Source organism: Komagataeibacter sucrofermentans DSM 15973, assembly GCF_040581405.1.
GTDB classification, from domain to species: Bacteria; Pseudomonadota; Alphaproteobacteria; order Acetobacterales; family Acetobacteraceae; genus Komagataeibacter; species Komagataeibacter sucrofermentans.
Genome location: NZ_CP137157.1, coordinates 307,200 through 320,342, shown reverse-complemented (window position 1 = coordinate 320,342; position 13,143 = coordinate 307,200). Strand labels below are relative to the sequence as shown.

Below are 13,143 nucleotides of genomic sequence, written 5' to 3'. Positions count from 1 at the left end.
GACGCCAGAATCTACCGCGTGCGGCGTCCGCTGCCAAACCCTGAGCGGGGAGGCAGGATGGCGCGCTGCTCCGTGGCCCGTGCCGGTGCGGGATATATCCATCCGATGACTGATTCCCTGTCCCTGTTACGCCTTTATGTGGAGTGGGGCGCGGATGACGCGCTGGACCCCGACCCGCATGACAGGCTCGCGCTTCCCACTCCGCCGCGCAACCCCGCCCTTTCCGTACAGCCCACCCCCATACAGCCAGATGCGGGGAATGGACACCCAAAACCCGCCCGCAGGTCCCGGCCGCCAGCACCCCCTTCGCGCGCCACGCTGATTGACGAGGCCGTGGCAGCCGCCCGCGCGGCGGCAACCGCGGCTGATACGCTGCCCGCGCTGCGCGCGGCCATAAGCGGCTTCGAGCCATGCGGGCTGCGGGCCACCGCCACCCATAGCGTGTGCGTGGAAGGCCCGGAACAGGCCCCGCTGATGCTGATCGGCGAAGCGCCGGACGCGGATGAGGACCGCAATGGCCACCCCTTCGCGGGGGAAAGCGGCGCGCTGGTTACGGCCATGTTCGCCAGTATCGGCATCGACCGCGCCGACCTGCTTGCCGCCCCCATCATTCCATGGCGGCCGCCCGGCGGCAGGCCGCCTTCGGTGGCGGAGGCGCGGATCTGCCTGCCCTTCATCCAGCGCGCCATCGTGCTCGCCCGGCCGGGGCGGGTGGTGCTGCTTGGCAATCTCGCCGTTTCCCTCATCACAGGGCAGAACACCACGGCAGCGCGCATGCGCGGGCGGTGGCGTGACATCACCCTGCCCACCGGCCCCGATGACGCGCCCGCCACCACGCTGCCAGCCCTTTCCATGCGCCATCCATTGCAGTTGCGCGCCAGCGCCACGGCACGGCGCGATGCGTGGAAAGACATGCTGCTCATACGCGAAACAATCGGAAACATGTCCTTAAAATCATAAAGGGTATTAACATAATCATTCCGGCATATTAGCCTGTGCAAACCAGCTATTCATTCCTGTTTGCGCACATGTTTTACGGTGTTTACATAAGTTCCCTCATTCTGTTCTGAAAACTTATTTACCGCCACGAAATGCGTTAGCTATTGCTTTCCTTGCACGCACGGCTTACATCCGCTTCGCCATGCGAGGGACAATCAATACCCCCCATCACGCGGTGGCAGCCTTTCTGGCTGGCGCCGCATTTCTGGCAGGAGCGGCGTTCGCGCCGTTGCGTGCCCAAACAGTGGCGCCTGGCCGACTGGACGATGATCCAGCAAGCCATGGTGACCATAACGAGGAAACGGCGCTCGCCCTTCCGCGCCTGCGCGCGCACGGTAACGCCGGGATGCCGCGCCCGCTCTCACCCGAGGATGTCAGCCATATCCGCCGGGTGTTCCGCCTCCAGGCGGATGGCAAGTTCGATGCCGCCATCCGCGAAACCGCTTCCATCCATGATGACACCCTGCTCGGCGACATCCTGGCTGCCCGCTATCTCAACCCGGCCTATCACCCCAATGCGGGGCAGCTCCGGCTGTGGCTGCGCACGTTCTCGGGCCTTGCGGATTCACCAGCCATCTATTCCATGCTGGCCGCCATGCCCGCGCCGGTCCGTGGGGGGCCACTCCCCCCCGCGCCCGCCCATGGCACGCTGGACAGCAGCCGCCCGCCGCAGCACATCCACCTGCCGGAGGAGGATGACCCCTCCCTGCGGGTGTTCACCCGCAACACCATGCTCGACCGCACCGTGCGCGAGCGCGCGGCCCAGGGCGTAAAGGGCGCACGCAGCGCCCTGCACCTGATTGCGATCACGCCGGGCATGAACGACCTGTATGCCGCCCACCTGCACGCCGAAATTGCCATGACGCTGTTCAGCAGCGGCGAAAACCGGCTGGCCATGTCAATTGCGCGCGCAGCCTTTGAAAAATCCGGCCAGCGGCTCGGGCTTGCGGGCTATGTGGCCGGTCTGGCCGCCTGGCGGCAGGGTCGCGCCGACATGGCCGAGCCCCTGTTCGAGGCCGCATCGCGCGCCAGCCTGACACCGGGCAGCATCCGCGCGGGTGCGGCTTACTGGGCGGCCCGCGCGCATCAGGCAACCGGCGATGTCGCGGCCTATCACCCGTGGCTGCACCGGGCAGCGGCGGCTCCGCACACTTTTTATGGCCTTCTGGCCTCACAGATTCTGGGCCTGCGGGCCCCGCCGGCCAGCCGGTCGGCCCACACGCCCGATACCATCAGCGCCGATGCCGACATGACGCTCGCGGCAGCCCAGCAGACGATCCATGCCGGCAGCCCGGTTCTGGGTGAAATCGATATCGAGGCGGTTGCCGCCACCCCTGCCGGGCGCAGGGCGTTTGCCCTGATGCAGGTGGGCGAGCGCGAACGGGCAGAAGCCGCGCTGCGGCGGCTGTGGCCCGATATCCAGAACGATGCCGCCCTGTGCCATTCCACCCAGATGGTGGCCGACGCCATGGGGCTCAAGGAACTGGCATCGCAGATGCTCATGCTGATCGACACCAATGAAAGCGAGCACAACACCCACGCCGCCCGCTTCCCGCTCCCCCCGCTCCAGCCCGAGCATGGCTTCCGCATGGACCCGGCACTCGTCTATGCGCTGACCCGGCTGGAATCCAATTTCGACAGCAATGCCGTTTCCGGCTCCGGGGCGCACGGGCTGATGCAGGTCATGCCGGTCACCGCCGGTTTCGTGGTGCATGACAGGGACCGCTTCACCCGCCGCCCCACCGACCTGCACGACCCAGCCACCAACCTCGATATCGGGCAGCGTTACGTGCTCTATCTTGCCCAGCTTTCCACTCAGGCGGGGGGTGCGCATGTGCCCGCAGGTGGCGACATGATCCGCATGCTGGCCAGCTATAACGCTGGCCCTTCGGCCATCTCGCGCCGCAGCGCGACGATGGATGAGGATGCAGATCCCCTGCTCTATATCGAGAGCCTGCCCAATGGCGAGACGCGCGACTATGTGCGCCGGGCCTTTACCTATCTGTGGATCTATGCCGACCGGCTTGGTGTTGCAGCCCCCTCGCTCGAGGCGATGGGGCGCAATGAATGGCCCGGCTTTGGCGCGGAAATGGCCATGGCGGGCCACGCGGGCCACACCATTCACTAAGAGAACATTTTTTGAGCGCCGCCTTTATTAAAAAAGGCGGCGCTCTTTTTTTGAAGCTTTTTGAAAAAAGCCTCACCAAAAACTATTTTATGTTGCGGCAGGCTGCATCAGTTCTCGGCCAGAAGCTGGCGGCTGGCCTGCACGCGCACCACGCGGCGGCCTTCCATTTCCAGCACCTCGAACAGCCAGCCCGAGAAGACCACCTTGTCCCCCCTGGCTGGCACGCGGCGCAGCAGGGCCAGCACCAGCCCTGCCAGCGTGTGATAGCTGCCCTCGGCTGGCAGGTCGGACAGGCCAAGCCGGTCCTTGACCTCATCGGCAGGCATCGCGCCATCGAGCACGAGCACATCGTCATGCGCCAGGCGCTGGGGCGGCGTGCTGCCCGGCTCGTGCTGCTCGCCCACGATCGCGCCGAACAGGTCGGATGAAGTCACGATTCCCTCGAACGAGCCATATTCATCCAGCACCAGCGCCATGCCCAGCGGGGAGGCGCGCATGCGCTCAAGCATGTCAAAGGCGGATAGTGTATCGGGCACCGAGATGGGGTGACGCAGCCCGATCTCGACCGAGGGACTCTTGCCATCAAGGAACCGGTCGAGCATGTCCTTGGCCAGGATCACGCCCACCGGATTATCCACGCCACCCTCGCACACCACGATGCGCGAATAGGTGGTCGAGCGCAGCACCTGCAGCAGTTGCGCGCGCGGCACGTGGCGCTCCACCCAGCACAGTTCGTTGCGCGGCGTCATGATGGCGCGGACCGGGCGCTCGGCCAGGCGCAGCAGGCGCTCGATCATGTCGCGCTCCTCCTGCTCCAGCACGCCCGCCTGGGCCCCCTCGGCAATATAGGCGCGCAGTTCCTCCACCGAGACCGACTGGCGAATCGCATTGCCAATGCCCATCACCCTGAGCACCAGTTCCGATGAGCGGCCAAGCAGCCAGACGATAGGGCGCGTGAACCAGGCCATCCACTCCAGCAACAGCGACAGGCGGGCGGCAATGAGTTCGGGCTGGCGCAGCGCGATCTGCTTGGGCACCAGTTCGCCCAGCACCAGCATGACCGCCGTAATGGCGCTGACCACAAGGAACATGGCCAGTTCATCGGCAATCGAGCGCAGGGCCGCAATATGTGAAAGCCACCGGCTGACCCCGGCCTCGATGCTGTTGCCGCCAAACGTGCCCTCAAGAATCGAGACCAGCGTCATGCCGATCTGGACGGTGGGCAGAAAGCTCTGCGGGTCGCCCGCCAGTTTCAGCGCGCGGTCCGCGCCCTTGGTGCCATCACGCGCAAGAATGGCAAGACGCGCCCGGCGGGCGGAAATCAGCGCCAGTTCGCCCATGGCAAAAAGCCCGTTGAGCAGAACGAGGCACAATATGACAATCAGGGAAACAAGCATGATCCCACGCTCTTACAGCATATTCAGCCAGACGGGCATATTTTGACCCCGACTGGCGCGCAAAAGAAAAGGCGGAGCAAATGCCCCGCCTTCCCTTAACCATCCGGTCGATATGATGCCCGAATGCGTGCTCAGTCGGCTGCGTCTGCCGTCTCGGCCGGGGCCGCGACCTTCTTCACCCGCGGCGGCGCCGCGGGCTTCTTGCGGGCGGCAAGCTCGGCCATCTTGGCATCGACGTGCTGTGTAAACACGTATTCCGCCGGGCGCTGGTGGTCGAGCGGGATTTCCGGCGCCATCGGCTTTTCCGTCTCGGGGCCGAACAGCGCAACCTTGGCAATGTGCCAGGGCCTGCGGACCGCATCCATCACCGCCGTCGACTCGTAGCCCGAATGGACCATGCAGTCGGCGCATTTTTCGTAATTGCCGGTGCCGTAGGCATCCCAGTCGGTATCGGTCATGAGCTCGTTGAAGCTCTTGGCGTAGCCTTCGCCGAGCAGGTAGCACGGGCGCTGCCAGCCAAACGGGTTGCGCAGCGGCTTGCCCCACGGCGTGCAGTGATACTGCTCGTTGCCCGCCAGGAAGTTCAGAAACAGCGGCGACTGCGTGAAGCGCCACTTCTTGCCCTTGCCCAGGCGGAAGATGTCGCGGAACAGCTGCTTGGTCTTCTGCCGGTTGAGGAAGTGCTCCTGATCAGGCGCACGCTCGTAGGCATAGCCCGGCGCGGTCATGATGCCGTCCACGCCCATCGCCATCACTTCATCAAAGAAGGTAGCGACGCGCTTGGGGTCGGCCCCATCGAACAGGGTGCAGTTGATCGACACGCGGAAGCCACGCGCCTTCGCCTTCTTGATCGCGGCCACGGCGCGCTCGTACACGCCGTCCTGGCAGACGGAGGCATCGTGCATCTGCGGGTCGCCATCAAGATGCACATCCCACGAGAAGAACGGATTCGGCTCGTAATCGTCCATCTTCTTTTCAAGAAGGAGGGCGTTCGTGCACAGATATACGTACTTCTTGCGCGCGATCAGCCCGCGGATGATCTCGGGCATTTCCTTGTGCAGCAGCGGCTCGCCACCGGCCACGGCGATAACGGGCGCACCGGCCTCGGTATCCGCATCAAGGCATTCCTGCACGCTCAGGCGCTGGTTCAGGATCTGCGCGGGGTAGTCGATCTTGCCGCACCCGGCGCAGGCCAGGTTACAGCGGAACAAGGGCTCGAGCATAAGCACGAGCGGATAACGTTTACGCCGCGTGACATGCTGCTTGACAACATAGGCGCCGACGCGGACTGCCTGCATAATAGGAACGGCCATGAAACCTCTGCTCCTGCACCGGCCCAACCGCCGGTCTCATATTTCAAGTCTGGTAGGTCGGACTATGGACACATCCACCTACAAGAAAACAAGCCCAACATCACCCAGCCGTGCACACAGAGCATGCCGAGGTTGCGGACTTGTACGACACATGAAGCCTTTCGCGAGGGTATAGGACAGAAACCATCCTGTATTCAATTGCTATTGCCTTCAGTGTGGCCAATTAACAACAGTCAGGGAATTAGAGACTGTATTTGCACGCCTAACCGGAGTAACACATCGCGATTACGCTACGGTCGCCATGGTCCGTTTGCCATGAGCCGCCATTCATCGCCGCCGGGGCAGCCTGCCCGACCCCTTGACCGGGGCGCGTGGGGCCTAACCGAAAACCGGGTCGGTTCCTCCCATATGGGCAAGGGCCGACACAGAACAATGGACGCGAACATCATGGATCAGACCAAACCCGCGATTCCGACCCTTGGGCGCTATGCCCAGCTTGACCGGGTGCAGTGGCCGCACGACATGCGCAACCTCTCGGTCGAGCAGCTCAAGCAGCTTGCGGAGGAACTGCGGTCGGAGACGATCGATACCGTGTCCACCACCGGCGGCCATCTTGGCGCCTCCCTTGGCGTGGTTGAGCTCACGGTGGCGCTGCATGCCGTGTTCGACACCCCCGCCGACCGCGTGATCTGGGATGTGGGCCACCAGACCTACCCCCACAAGATCCTGACCGGGCGGCGCGACCGCATCCGCACCCTGCGCCAGCCGGGCGGGCTTTCGGGCTTCACGCGGCGCAGCGAGAGCGAATACGACCCGTTTGGCGCGGCGCATTCCTCCACCTCCATCTCGGCGGGCCTCGGCATGGCCGTCGCCCATCACCTGCGCGCGGAGGAAGACCCCTCCTACCGCGAGCGCAACGTGATTGCGGTGATCGGCGATGGCTCGATCTCGGCGGGCATGGCGTATGAGGCGATGAACAACGCCTCGCATTGCGGCCCCGGCGCCGAGCGCCTGATCGTGGTGCTCAACGATAACGAGATGTCGATCGCGCCGCCCGTGGGCGCGATGTCGAGCTACCTGTCGCGGCTGATGTCCTCGCGCAAGTTCCTGTCCCTGCGTGAACTCGCCGCCAAGATGGCCAAGCGCCTGCCCGGCCGCCTCGAGCGCACCGCCAAGAAGGCCGATGAATACGCCCGCGGCATCATGACCGGCGGCACTTTGTTCGAGGAACTCGGCTTCTATTATGTCGGCCCCGTTGACGGGCATGACATGAACCAGCTCGTGCACATCCTGCGCAACCTGCGCGATGCCGAGGATGTCGGCCCCGTGCTGCTGCATGTCATCACCGAAAAGGGCCACGGCTACAGCCCGGCCGAATCGGCTGGCGACAAATACCACGCCGTCTCGAAGTTCAACGTGGTCACCGGCGAGCAGAAGAAGGGCCCGTCCGGCCCGCCGAGCTATACCTCGGTGTTTGCCAAGGAACTCGTGCGCCAGGCGGCGACTGACGACAAGATCGTCACCATCACCGCCGCCATGCCCTCGGGCACCGGGCTCGACAAGTTCGCCAAGGCCTATCCCGACCGCTTCTTTGACGTGGGCATTGCCGAGCAGCACGCCGTGACCTTTGCCGCCGGCATGGCCACCGAGGGACTGCGCCCGTTCTGCGCCATCTATTCCACCTTCCTGCAGCGCGCCTATGACCAGGTGATGCATGACGTCGTGCTGCAGAAGCTGCCGGTGCGCTTCGCCATCGACCGCGCGGGGCTGGTCGGCGCTGATGGCGCGACCCATGCCGGTGCGTTTGACATCGCCTATCTGGGCTGCCTGCCCGGCATCACGCTCATGGCGCCGAGCGACGAGCTTGAACTGCTGAACATGACCGCCACCGCGATCGCGTTTGACGAAGGCCCGCTTGGCCTGCGCTACCCGCGCGGCGCGGGGCTGGGGCTGGACCTGCCGGCGGCGGGCCAGATCCTCGAGATCGGGCGCGGGCGAATCGTGCGCGAGATGGCGCGCCAGTCCGGCCCCGAGCAGGGCGGCATCGCCATCCTCTCGCTCGGGCCGAGGCTGGCCGACGCGCTCAAGGCCGCTGACATGCTGGCCGCCCAGGGGCTTTCCCCCACCGTGGCCGATGCCCGCTTCGCCAAGCCGCTCGACACGGCGCTGATCGAGCAGCTCGCGCGCAACCATGCGGTGCTGATCACCATCGAGGAAGGCTCGGTTGGCGGATTCGGTTCCTTTGTCATGACGCATCTGGCAAAAACCGGCCTGCTCGACCGCGTGCGCTTCCGCCCCATGACACTGCCAGACCGCTTCATCGATCATAACAGCCAGGAAGCCCAGTATCATGAGGCCGGGCTGGATGCGGTAGCCATTACCAATACCGCCCTTGAGGCGCTGGGTGTCGGAATCAGCATGACGCAGCCCTTGCTAAAGACGGCAAACGGACCGAAATCATGAACATTATGAAACATGCCCTGAAAACCACCGCACTGGCGCTTTGCGCCGGCCTGATGGCGGCACCGGTCATCCCTGCCGTCTTCCCCATCCATGCAGCTTATGCCGCGAGCGCGTCCGACGCGCAGGTGCAGGAGCCGATCAAGGCCCTGTATGCTGCCCTCGACCGCGTGCAGGCCAAAGGCAGCGGCACGTTCGAGCAGCGCTCGCAGATGCTCGCACCGGCAATCGACCGCGCCTATGACATGGAGGCCGTGCTCGCCTCCTCCATCGGCCCGCGCTACGCCGCCCTGCCCGATGACCAGAAGCAGCAGCTTCTGAGCACGTTCCGCCAGTTCACCATTGCCCGCTATGTCTCGAGCTTCAAGCCGGGCAGCGATGCGCGCTTCACCATTGATCCTTCTGTCACGCCCTCCCCGGTGGGTAACGACCGCATTGTTATAACGCATATCGGCTCATCAGATGATCCGAGCGGGACCGAGATCAATTACGTGATGCGCTCGGGCGCCAAGGGCTGGCAGATCGTTGACGTGCTGCTCAATGCCCACATCAGCCAGGTTGCCGCACAGCGTGCAGATTTCAGTTCCGCCCTGTCTGGCGGGAATGTGCAAAAACTGACAAATCTGTTACAGAAGAAAATCAAGACCTTCTCGGAAGAGTAACCTGACCTTTTCCTGACGTCTTTTTCATTTTGTTTCACGCGCGGGACCTTGCCGGAAAAATAATGTCTGTTTTCAACGCTCTTGTTTCACCCGCCGGACTGGCCGCGACTGTCGCGGCCGCCGGGTGCATGCAGGCAGCGGTAGGCACTTTCCTGGTCTCGCGCTTCCGCTGGCAGGAAAAACGCGTTGACCGGGAAGTGCCCCTGCCCCCGGTCTCCGTGCTCAAGCCGCTGCATGGCGATGAACCCCTGCTTGAGGAAGCACTCGAAAGCTTCTGCACGCAGGACTATCCGCATATGCAGATCGTCTTTGGCGTACAGGCCGAGGATGATGCCGCCATCCCCATCGTGCACCGCCTGATGGAACGCCATCCGGACGTGCCGATGGAGCTGGTGATCGACCCCACCTTCCATGGGGTGAACCGCAAGATCGGCAACCTGATCAACATCATGGCGCGCGTAAAGCATGATGTGCTGGTCATCTCCGACTCGGACATTCACGTGGCGCCCGATTACCTGCGCCATGTCGTGGGCGCCATGGTGCCCGACAATGTGGGGCTTGTGACCACGCTCTATGCCGGGCTGCCTGCCTCGAACACCGTGCCGCGCCTGCTCGCCGCCTGCCAGATCAACCATAACTTCCTGCCTGGCGTCATGCTGTCGCGTTACCTCGGGCGGCAGGACTGCCTCGGCGCCACCATGGCGCTGCGGCGCTCCATGCTCGACGCCATTGGCGGGCTTGAAGCCCTTGTGCCCCATGTGGCCGATGATGCGATTCTTGGCCGCTACGTGCGCGAGCATGGCAAGGACATCGCCATTGCCGCATGCATGACATGGACCACCGTGGGCGAAACCTCGATGCGTGAGGTGCTGGCGCATGAACTGCGCTGGGGCCGCACCGTCAAGACACTGGAACCGGCGGGCTATGCGGCCTCGGCCATCCAGCTCCCCCTGTTCTGGGCCACTGTTGCGGTGCTGCTGGCACCCCATGCGGCATGGACATGGTTCTTCTTTCTTGGCGCGTGGGGATGGCGGGGCGTATGTTCCTTCATCCTTGACCGGACACTGGCGCAACGCAGCCTGCTGCCGTTACTGCTCCTCCCCCTGCGTGACTGGCTTTCAGCCGCGATCATGGTGGGCAGCGTTACGGGCACAAGGGTTGCTTGGCGCGGGCAGACGATGCATGTCACGCCCCATTCGGTCATGACGCCACGATCGCAACCCGCCTCCCCCGGTGACTGACCCCCCGCCAGCCCGCCGGACCGTTTTAAAAACCACCCTGTAGTCAATAAGAACGGGTATTAAGGGAACCCCGTTCCCCGCCAGAACCCGAGGATACGCGTAGCATGATGAAAACCCTGTTTCTCCAGCCGCCTTCGTTTGACGGATTCGACGGTGGGGCCGGTTCCCGCTATCAGGCCAAGCGGGAAATCAAGTCGTTCTGGTACCCGACCTGGCTGGCCCAGCCCGCCGCCATGGTCGAGGGCAGCCGCCTGATCGATGCGCCGCCGGCCCGCATGGGCATGGAGCCGATCCTCGAAGACGTGCGCAACCGCGACCTCGTCATCATGCACACCTCCACGCCGTCCTTCGCATCGGATGTGCGCGTGGCCCAGATGCTCAAGGATGCCAACCCCAAGGTCAAGATCGGCATGGTTGGCGCCAAGGTGGCGGTGCAGCCCGAAGAGAGCCTGCTCAACGCCCCGCCGGTTGACTTCGTGGCCCGCAACGAATTCGACTTCACCATCAAGGAAATGGCGGAAGGCCGCGAGTGGAAGGATGTCGATGGCATCTCCTGGCGCGATGCCGATGGCAAGATCGTGCATAACCGCGACCGCGCCATGATCGAGGACATGGACAGCCTGCCGTTCGTGACCGAAGTGTACAAGCGTGACCTGAAGATTGAAGACTACTTCATCGGTTACCTGATGCACCCCTACATCTCGATCTATACCGGCCGTGGCTGCAAGTCGCGCTGTACCTTCTGCCTGTGGCCGCAGACCGTGGGTGGCCATCACTACCGCACCCGCAGCCCCGAGCACGTGGCCGCCGAGATCCGTCTCGCCAAGCAGTATTTCCCGCAGGTGAAGGAATTCTTCTTCGACGACGACACCTTCACCGATGACCTGCCGCGCGCCGAAGCGATTGCCAGGGAACTGGGCAAGCTGGGCGTAACCTGGTCGTGCAACGCCAAGGCGAATGTGCCCCGCAAGACGCTGGAAGTGCTCAAGGCCAACGGCCTGCGCCTGCTGCTCGTGGGTTACGAGAGCGGCAACCAGCAGATCCTGCACAACATCAAGAAGGGCATGCGCGTCGAGACGGCCCGCGAGTTCACCAAGAACTGCCACGAACTCGGCATCAAGATCCATGGCACCTTCATCCTCGGCCTGCCGGGCGAGACGAAGGAAACCATTCAGGAAACCATCAAGTTCGCGACCGAGATCAACCCGCACACGCTGCAGGTCTCGCTGGCGGCGCCCTATCCCGGCACGTTCCTGCACCAGCAGGCGACCGAGAATGGCTGGCTGGATGAAAAGAACGCCGAGCTGATCGATGATAACGGCGTGCAGATCGCGCCGCTGCACTACCCGCACCTGTCGCACACCGAAATCTTCCAGAGCGTGGAAGAATTCTACCGGAAGTTCTACTTCCGCGCGCCCAAGATCGCCTCGATCCTGAACGAGATGGTGCGCAGCCCGCAGATGATGAAGCGCCGCCTGCGCGAAGGGGTGGAGTTCTTCCAGTTCCTGCGCGAACGCCGCGCGGCCTGATCGCGCCACGATCCATGCCGGAACCTTCGGGTTCCGGCATTTCTTTTTTCAAGCCACCCGGTTTTGCTGCATGAAGCGCGTCATCATATCCGCCGATGATTTCGGCCTGTCGGAAGAAGTCAACGAGGCCATCGAGATCGCCCACCGGGATGGATTGCTGTCAACCGCAAGCCTGATGGTCTCCGGCCCCGCTGCCGCCGATGCCGTGCGCCGCGCCAGGAAGCTGCCTGACCTGCGGGTGGGGCTGCACCTTGTGGCCATTGAAGGCCCGGCCACCCTGCCGCCTGCCGATATTCCGCTGCTGGTGCCCCAGGATGGGCTGTTCCCCTCCGACCAGCTCAAGCTGGGGGTGGAATATTTCTTCCGCCCCGCCGTGCGCCGTGAACTTGCCGCCGAGATCGAGGCGCAGTTCCGCGCCTTTGCCGCCACAGGGCTTACGCTGGACCACGCCAACGCGCACAAGCACATGCACCTGCACCCCACCGTGGGGCGCTACCTGATTGAAAGCGGCCTGCGCCATGGCCTGCGCGCGGTGCGCGTGCCGCTCGAGCCACCTGAGCCGCTCCGCGCGGCCGGCACCTATGCCGACACGCTGGGCGATGCCGCCCTGCGGCGCTGGACCGGGCTTTTGCGCCATCAGGCGCACAAGGCCGGGCTGGTGACGAATGACTGGTGCTTTGGCCTGGCCTGGAGCGGGCACATGACCACCGACCGCGTCTCGGCTCTGGCCGCCCACCTGCCTGATGGCCTGTCGGAAATCTATTTCCACCCGGCTACGGCCAAGAACAGGCTGTTGCAGCGGCTCATGCCGACTTATGAGCATGAAGCCGAGTTCCGCACGCTTTGCTCGCCGGGCTTCCACTCGGGGCTGGCCCATGCGGGGGCGACACCCACGACATGGACCGATGTGGCCTGCGGGCGTTAAGAGAAAAGAATGAAAGTTTTTGGAAGCCGCCTTTTTAAAAAAAGGCGGCTTTTTCTGAAGCTTTTTGAAAAAAGCTTCACCAAAAACTTTTCACTGATAATCAGCCCAGCTTGGATTCAACCCATGCCTTGAGCTGGCTCTTGGGCATCGCGCCAGTCTGCTGGGCCACGGGCTTGCCATCCTTGAACAGGACCAGGGTGGGAATGCTGCGCACGCCGTATTCGTTGGGGGTGCGGAGATTGTTGTCGATATCGACCTTGGCCACCGTCAGGCGGCCCTTGAACTCACCGCCGAGTTCTTCCAGCGCGGGTGCGATCATCTTGCACGGGCCGCACCATTCAGCCCAGAAATCAACCAGAACCGGTTCCTTTGAGTCGAGAACCAGCGTCTTGAACTGGTCGTCGCTGACCGCAATCGTGTTTTCACCCATCACTCAATGCTCCATTTACGGCAGCCATGGCTGCCTTTGTCCTTGCGTCCTGCTGACAT

General features: G+C 63.7%; 10 protein-coding genes. 7 read left to right on the top strand and 3 right to left on the bottom strand.

Annotated elements, in window-relative coordinates; translation table 11 throughout:
• Positions 1-18: 18 nt before the first annotated feature.
• Both R5N89_RS01535 and R5N89_RS01530 read left to right on the top strand, forming a co-directional pair.
• Positions 19-960, top strand: coding sequence for a uracil-DNA glycosylase family protein (locus R5N89_RS01535; protein ID WP_110569966.1), 942 nt, complete (start codon positions 19-21; stop codon positions 958-960).
• Between the two features lie 181 nt (positions 961-1,141).
• Positions 1,142-3,127, top strand: coding sequence for a lytic transglycosylase domain-containing protein (locus R5N89_RS01530; protein WP_110569965.1), 1,986 nt, complete (start codon positions 1,142-1,144; stop codon positions 3,125-3,127).
• A 107-nt stretch (positions 3,128-3,234) separates the two neighbouring features.
• Here R5N89_RS01530 and R5N89_RS01525 read toward each other — a convergent pair whose 3' ends face one another.
• Entirely contained in the window at positions 3,235-4,524 is a 1,290-nt protein-coding gene (locus R5N89_RS01525) for a hemolysin family protein (protein ID WP_110569964.1), read from the bottom strand.
• A 131-nt stretch (positions 4,525-4,655) separates the two neighbouring features.
• Positions 4,656-5,837: an adenosyl-hopene transferase HpnH gene (gene hpnH / locus R5N89_RS01520; protein WP_110569963.1), complete on the bottom strand. Its 1,182-nt coding sequence runs from the start codon at positions 5,835-5,837 to the stop codon at positions 4,656-4,658.
• A gap of 447 nt (positions 5,838-6,284) precedes the next feature.
• On the opposite strand from hpnH, the gene dxs reads away from it, so the two are divergent.
• The 5 genes from dxs (at position 6,285) to hpnK (ending at position 12,654) form a co-directional block, all read left to right on the top strand.
• Positions 6,285-8,300 (top strand): 1-deoxy-D-xylulose-5-phosphate synthase, encoded by a 2,016-nt coding sequence (dxs, locus tag R5N89_RS01515; RefSeq protein WP_408887031.1) that lies wholly within the window; start codon positions 6,285-6,287, stop codon positions 8,298-8,300.
• Positions 8,297-8,959 carry an ABC transporter substrate-binding protein gene (locus R5N89_RS01510; protein ID WP_110568024.1) on the top strand — a complete coding sequence of 221 codons (663 nt, stop codon included), beginning with the start codon at positions 8,297-8,299 and terminating at the stop codon, positions 8,957-8,959. Before dxs ends, R5N89_RS01510 begins: the two co-directional genes overlap by 4 nt.
• Before the next feature lie 62 nt (positions 8,960-9,021).
• Positions 9,022-10,200 carry a bacteriohopanetetrol glucosamine biosynthesis glycosyltransferase HpnI gene (gene hpnI / locus R5N89_RS01505; protein ID WP_110568023.1) on the top strand — a complete coding sequence of 393 codons (1,179 nt, stop codon included), beginning with the start codon at positions 9,022-9,024 and terminating at the stop codon, positions 10,198-10,200.
• A gap of 104 nt (positions 10,201-10,304) precedes the next feature.
• Positions 10,305-11,729, top strand: coding sequence for a hopanoid biosynthesis associated radical SAM protein HpnJ (hpnJ, locus tag R5N89_RS01500; protein WP_110568020.1), 1,425 nt, complete (start codon positions 10,305-10,307; stop codon positions 11,727-11,729).
• A gap of 70 nt (positions 11,730-11,799) precedes the next feature.
• Positions 11,800-12,654: a hopanoid biosynthesis-associated protein HpnK gene (gene hpnK, locus R5N89_RS01495; protein WP_110568019.1), complete on the top strand. Its 855-nt coding sequence runs from the start codon at positions 11,800-11,802 to the stop codon at positions 12,652-12,654.
• 100 nt (positions 12,655-12,754) lie between these two features.
• Here hpnK and trxA read toward each other — a convergent pair whose 3' ends face one another.
• Positions 12,755-13,084 carry a thioredoxin gene (gene trxA, locus R5N89_RS01490; RefSeq protein ID WP_110568017.1) on the bottom strand — a complete coding sequence of 110 codons (330 nt, stop codon included), beginning with the start codon at positions 13,082-13,084 and terminating at the stop codon, positions 12,755-12,757.
• Between the last annotated feature and the right edge of the window lie 59 nt (positions 13,085-13,143).